This is a genomic window from Mesobacillus boroniphilus (genome assembly GCF_018424685.1).
GTDB classification, from domain to species: domain Bacteria; phylum Bacillota; class Bacilli; order Bacillales; family Cytobacillaceae; genus Mesobacillus; species Mesobacillus boroniphilus_A.
In genome coordinates, this window is record NZ_QTKX01000015.1 from 1 (window position 1) to 465 (window position 465).

General features: G+C 37.0%; 1 protein-coding gene. It reads left to right on the forward strand.

The window, feature by feature from the left end; translation table 11 throughout:
- Positions 1 to 124: 124 nt before the first annotated feature.
- Positions 125 to 465: di-heme oxidoredictase family protein (locus DYI25_RS22260; RefSeq protein ID WP_213372943.1), on the forward strand; the 341-nt coding region annotated here is incomplete at its 3' end.

Consider the following 465-nt stretch of genomic DNA (forward strand, 5'->3'; position numbering starts at 1 on the left):
GGATTTGCATAATTAAATCAACAAACCTTTTTAAGATTTAACCACTTCTTTATTGAAGAATTTTACATCTATATTTAGACTTATCTAAAAATATAATTATATTAGCATAAATATTATTATAGTAATGTCTAAAATCATTTATTTCTTTATTGGCCTGTCCTTAATCGCTCTACTTGGCTGTGAAAATTTCGGCCCCGAAGAACCTATGGAATTTGAGCTGTTGGACGGGCCATTGGACGGATTGTCCGTAAGCGAGCAACAACTGTTTTTAGCTGGCGATATTGCTTTCAATGATGATGTTTTTACCGTTGAAAAAGGCCTTGGTCCCTTGTTTGTTGGTACCAGCTGTGCAAGTTGCCATTCAGGGGATGGCAAGGGTCATCCTTTCAATCAACTTGTCAGGTTTGGCAACAATAACTTAAACTTACCCTCGATGTTATCCCTTGGTGATGGCAGGAACCAAAT